The sequence below is a fragment of the Anaerolineales bacterium genome (assembly GCA_022866145.1).
Classification (GTDB): Bacteria; Chloroflexota; Anaerolineae; order Anaerolineales; family E44-bin32; genus PFL42.
On sequence record JALHUE010000478.1, the window covers coordinates 1 to 4,919 of the forward strand.

At 63.7% G+C, this 4,919-nt stretch carries 7 protein-coding genes and 1 tRNA gene; 4 read left to right on the forward strand and 4 right to left on the reverse strand.

The annotated features are described in order from the left end of the window. The 4 genes from MUO23_14020 to MUO23_14035 form a co-directional block, all read left to right on the forward strand. On the forward strand, window positions 1–330 hold a 330-nt coding region (locus MUO23_14020), incomplete at its 5' end, for a queuosine precursor transporter (protein MCJ7514068.1). A gap of 192 nt (window positions 331–522) precedes the next feature. Then, window positions 523–597 (forward strand) — tRNA-Arg (locus MUO23_14025). Between the two features lie 86 nt (window positions 598–683). Further along, entirely contained in the window at window positions 684–878 is a 195-nt protein-coding gene (locus MUO23_14030) for a hypothetical protein (GenBank protein MCJ7514069.1), read from the forward strand. A gap of 206 nt (window positions 879–1,084) precedes the next feature. Further along, on the forward strand, window positions 1,085–1,510 hold the full coding sequence (locus MUO23_14035) for a heme-binding domain-containing protein (protein MCJ7514070.1): 426 nt from the start codon (window positions 1,085–1,087) through the stop codon (window positions 1,508–1,510). A gap of 131 nt (window positions 1,511–1,641) precedes the next feature. Here the strand turns inward: MUO23_14035 and MUO23_14040 are convergent, their stop codons facing one another. From MUO23_14040 to MUO23_14055, 4 genes are all read right to left on the reverse strand, one after another. Next, the gene (locus MUO23_14040; GenBank protein MCJ7514071.1) at window positions 1,642–2,010 is read right to left on the reverse strand and encodes a hypothetical protein; all 369 of its coding nucleotides are present in this window, start codon (window positions 2,008–2,010) and stop codon (window positions 1,642–1,644) included. A 287-nt stretch (window positions 2,011–2,297) separates the two neighbouring features. Then, entirely contained in the window at window positions 2,298–2,792 is a 495-nt protein-coding gene (locus MUO23_14045) for a YfcE family phosphodiesterase (GenBank protein MCJ7514072.1), read from the reverse strand. A 101-nt stretch (window positions 2,793–2,893) separates the two neighbouring features. Further along, window positions 2,894–4,420, reverse strand: a complete 1,527-nt coding sequence (gene malQ / locus MUO23_14050; GenBank protein MCJ7514073.1) for a 4-alpha-glucanotransferase — start codon at window positions 4,418–4,420, stop codon at window positions 2,894–2,896. Window positions 4,421–4,424: 4 nt separating this feature from the next. Next, window positions 4,425–4,919 (reverse strand): glycosyltransferase (locus tag MUO23_14055; GenBank protein MCJ7514074.1); only part of this gene is annotated, 495 nt, incomplete at its 5' end.

The window sequence follows — 4,919 nt, forward strand, 5'->3', positions numbered from 1 at the left end:
CCGGTTTGGCGCATCGTACTGGCCTCGATCATCGCCGAGGTGATCTCGGAGCTCGCAGACACAGAGGTCTACCGGCTGTGGATCGAGCACGTCACGCACCGTCGTCAATGGGCACGCGTGCTGGTCAGCAACAGCGTGTCCGTCCCGCTCGACTCGTTGATCTTCGTTCTGGTGGCCTTCGCTGGAACTATGCCGGGAGCGGTGCTGGCCGAGATCGTGCTGGCCAACGTTGCGATCAAGGCAGTGGCAACCCTGGTGAGCCTGCCCTGGATCTACCTTGTACCTGAATCGGGCGAGGAGCGCGAGGGCCTGCCCTCGGGCGCGGTGTGAGTTGGGCGGCAGAGGGGGATTGGCATCGAGATCCGCCGGATCCTCCGGCAGCCCACGCCGGCGAGGCTGATGCAACCTCCCAAGGTCAGAGGCGCGGGGCGCCGCCGGGTGCCGGCCGAGCGCCACCCGCAGCCGAAGGGAGGCGGGTCGGGGTTGTGAGCCGGTCGAGGTTCGATTAGAATCACATTCAATGCCCCTGTAGCTCAGTGGATAGAGCGTTGCCCTCCGGAGGCAAATGCCGGCGTTCGAGTCGCCGCAGGGGCGCCAACGAACGAGTACTCCCGCATGTGAGGGTTGTTGCCTCCAGAAAGCAACGCCCTATCTATTGCCGGCGGCCTACTTGGGAGGCTGCCATGTTGTTAGCACTCAGGACTGCCTATCAGGACTTCGTGCTGGACTTCCACATTCGCAGGTTGCCCAGCAGGAGCGCCGCCACCAGCCCTTACCGGCTAGCCGGCGGCATGTTTGCCGCTGGATGTCCGGCATGGGAAAGCGGCCCCACCACGTTGGCTGTCTGGTTGGTGGTGGTCGGCTGGGTCCTCGGGTAGACCTATGGATGCATTGTGGAAGCCCCCCACGCTGTCCTGCGGTCCGAAGCTGGGCCTGCTGGCCGCTGCAGCCGCTTGCTCCATGCGGAGAGTATCAACTTGTGAAATGAAATCGCCTGCGGAAAACAGGGGCGAGAACCTGACTGTCCCGATTGCCTCCAACCGCGGTTCGCTGCATGGCAGACGTCTACTTCGGAGGAAACTACATGAAGAAGGTCTTGTGGATTCTCTTTGTTGCGTTGCTCGTCATCTGCGGTGGCATTCTACTCATCCGTCCGCCGATCATCGGTCACAACCCCCCGGTGGTGAGTGAGCCGCAGTGGCCAAGCCCTGAGGTCCGGGCCCTCGCCCAGCGCGCCTGCTTCGACTGCCACAGCAATGAGACCACCTGGTGGTGGTACACACAGATCCCTCCGTTCTCTTGGCTCGCCGCCAACGACGTCGCCGAGGGTCGCGCCACGATCAACTTCTCGGATTGGCAAGGGGGTCGGCGAGTCGAGGCCGGCGAGTTGGGCGAGGTCGTTCTGGAGGGTGAGATGCCCCCGGCGATCTACCTGATGATGCATGCCTCCGCCCGTCTGACCGAGGCGGAACGCCAGACGCTAGCCACGGGCCTAAGCGCCCTGCACTAGGCAAGCGCCTCCTTCATAGGTCCACCCACGTCGACCTAGGCTCCCTAACTGGCCCGGGGTTCCTTGCCCGCCAAACAGGTACCCTGATTGCACACGATCCTTCCACTTGGCCCGCTGGCCGTAGGTTCAATCTAGGTCAACCCAAGCACCTGGTCGCCGTAGGGCCACAGCCCTGGAGCCACCGCTAGCAGGCACAAGATCCCTGCGGGTACCAACACCACCGCATTGAGCACCCAGTCCGGGATGCGGCCTCCTTGCACCACCCCGGGCTCAGTCCCCATCGCTCGGTTGACCTTCCTCGTCTGAATGCAGACACCGACGAGGTTGAAGAGCCAGAGGATGATCAGGAGGGGAGGGCACCAATCACGCAGGCCCAGGATGGTCATGGGGATGAGACCGAAGACCTGGATGCAAAGAACCACAACGAAACGTAGAGGTTTGCCAATGCAAAGGTACCCAAGACCCATCAGGAATATGATCGGGTTTGGAAGGACAACCAACCCTGCCTTCTTGCTCTTTCGCACTGTAATGACCGGTTCTGCTTTGGGAGTAGACAGCGCGGCAGCAGGTAGTGCGCGGCCGCAACACCGACAAACAATCGCCTCAATTCGAGTGTCTTCTGCCCAGAAAGGGCACTTCTTCGTGTGATACCCCCGCGACGAAGCCGTGAGGAGGCAGTGTACAGCCTATGTCCCTCGGAACTGTCGAGAAGACTACCCGCACAGGCATGAGGGATCTCAGGCCGACTGTTGCGGGTGGGCCGGTCTCCTCCGCCGGATCCCGTCCCTCAGGCTCGCAGGTCCAGAAACTGCACCTCTCGGTCGGGGAGATCGACTAGCGCCAGGCTGCTCCTCCCGTCTAGCCCCATCAGCTCCCCAGGATTCAGCAGTAGGCACCCTCCGACCCACTCAAAATGCGCGGTGTGATCATGTCCATAACAAACCAGGCCGAAGGTCTGGGTCGAGGCCAGACCTCTGGCCAGTTCCGGGTAGTGATTGACGGCCACCTTCACGCCCTCCAATTCCAGTTGGGCCAGCGGGCCGTGCAGATGGATGTCAGCGAAGCCCGCCGCCACCTTCGAAATCAGGTAGGTGTCGCCATCGTTGTTGCCCCATACAAGATGCACCGGTTTTCCAGGCAGGCCCTGGCCCAGGTGACGAATCATGAAGGGCGAGCACAGATCGCCGCAGTGGATGACGACGTCGCTCGAACGCAGGTGCGGAAGGGCTTCTTCGAGCCGCCAGATGTTGTCGTGAGTGTCCGAGAGCACTGCCACCCGCATTTTGTCTACCTCCTTGACCGCCCGGTCCGCTGCCCGGGTGTTCGGCCGAGCTCCTCAGTGCGAGTCCCGAATGGAGGGCCTCGCTCGCCGAGCCGAACGGCTCAGCGCAGGGTCGCAGGCTGCTGAGGCAGGCGGCCGGACTCCCAAGCCAAGACCTGCAGCCGGTCTGCCGCCTCCGAGGTCATCTGTCCAGCAGTGAAACGCCAGGTCCAGTTCCCGTCCGGCTTGCCGGGGAAGTTCATCCTGGCTTCGGGTCCGAGGCTCAACGCGTCCTGCAGCGGGGCGATTGCCCAGCCTGCAACGGACGCCCAAGCGGCTCGAATCATGTCGAAGGCAATATCACTCCCATCCCGCGCCAGATATCGGCGGCAGTAATCGCGCTCGGCTTCCGGCGCCTGCTGATACCACCCGACAACCGTGTCGTTGTCATGTGTTCCGGTGTAGACCACACATCGAACCGGGTAGTTGTGGGGCAAGAACGGATCCTCGGGACCGCTGCCGAAGCCGAATTGCAGGATCTTCATTCCCGGCAGTCGGAAGTGATCCCGCAAGGCAATCACTCCGGGAGTGATGAAACCCAGATCCTCCGCGATCACCGGCAATTCCCCGAGAGCGGCGTCGACTGCCTCCAGCAAGGCCTGCCCCGGGCCGGGCATCCAGCGCCCGGTCTCAGCGGTGGGCGCATCGGCCGGGATCTCCCAGTAGGCCTCAATCCCTCGGAAATGGTCCAAGCGGACGATGTCCACCATGTGCAGGGCGGCTCGGAAGCGGCTGATCCACCACTCGTACCCTTGCGCCCGGTGCGCCTCCCAGGCATAGAGCGGATTTCCCCACAGCTGCCCGGTGGGTGCGAAGTAGTCGGGAGGGACCCCCGCTACCAATTTCGGGTCTCCGCCGGGCTTCAGGGCGAACAGGTGTTGGTTCGCCCAGACATCGGCGCTATCGTGCGCCACGAAGATCGGGATATCCCCAATGATCGCGATCCCCAACTCCTGGGCGCGGTCACGCAGACGCTGCCATTGTCGGAAGAAGAAGAACTGCTGGGCCTGCTGCTGAGAGATCTCCGATTCAAATTCGACGTCCAACCGGGCAAGGGCCCTCGGGTCCCGGCGGACCAGTTCCTCCGGCCAGGTCGTCCACACCCGTCCTGCGTGCCGGCCCTTGATCGCCATGAAACGAGCGTAGTCCTGAAGCCACGAAGCGTTTTCGGCGCAGAAACGCTGGAAGGACTCGGTCAGCGCCGATGCCCATCCCTGCCGCAAGCGAGAGGTAGCTAGCTCGAGGATCTGCCGCTTGTACGGAATTACCTGACCGAAGTCCACGGCGGCCGTCGGCCAATCCCGGGCCTCCAGCTCTCCCGGGCGGATAAGCCCCTCCTCCACGAGCAGATCCGGACTGATCAAGAGCGGATTCCCAGCGAAGGAGGAGAAGCTCTGGTAGGGGGAATCGCCATAGCCGGTAGGGCCCAGCGGCAGGACCTGCCACAGCCCAGAACCGGTAGAAGCCAGCCACTCGAGCCACGCCAGCGCTGCGGGCCCGAAGTCCCCGATTCCGTGGGGTCCAGGCAAGGATGTCGGATGCAGCAGCAGCCCGCAGCGGCGCTGCTCGAGGAGGGCAGAATGGGTCACGCGGTCATTGAACCTGGGCCGTCCTGCGATAGAAGTCCCGATAGGCGCCGGCCGATCGGCCCCACCCGTAGTCCTGCGCCATGGCTCGGACTTGGAGCGCCTGCCAGGCGGGTGGATCGCGGTGGAGAGCGAGAGCCTGCCGAAGGGCCGACTCGAGGGCCTCACTCTGTGGCGGGCCGAACACGAAGCCTGTGCCCCGGCCGTCGGCGTAAGGCGCAACGGTGTCGCGCAGGCCCCCGGTGGCCCGCACGACGGGAATGCTTCCATAGCGCATGGCCATCAGTTGCGACAGGCCGCAGGGCTCGTATCTTGAGGGGACAATCAGGATATCGGAACCGCCGTACAGCCGCCGGGAAATAGCCGGGTCGAAGCGCTGGACAGAGCGCACTCGTTCGGGATGGGCCGCCGCCAGGGAACGCGCCGTGGCTTCAAGCGTTTCGTCGCCGGTTCCCAGCAAGATGAACTGCCAGGGGAGATCGACCAGACGCGAGAGCGCGGC

Coding starts and splice junctions, on each gene's coding strand:
- MUO23_14030 (MCJ7514069.1), top strand. CDS start 684: ATGTTGTTAGCACTCAGGACTGCCTATCAGGACTTCGTGCTGGACTTC.
- MUO23_14035 (MCJ7514070.1), top strand. CDS start 1,085: ATGAAGAAGGTCTTGTGGATTCTCTTTGTTGCGTTGCTCGTCATCTGC.
- MUO23_14045 (MCJ7514072.1), bottom strand. CDS start 2,792: ATGCGGGTGGCAGTGCTCTCGGACACTCACGACAACATCTGGCGGCTC.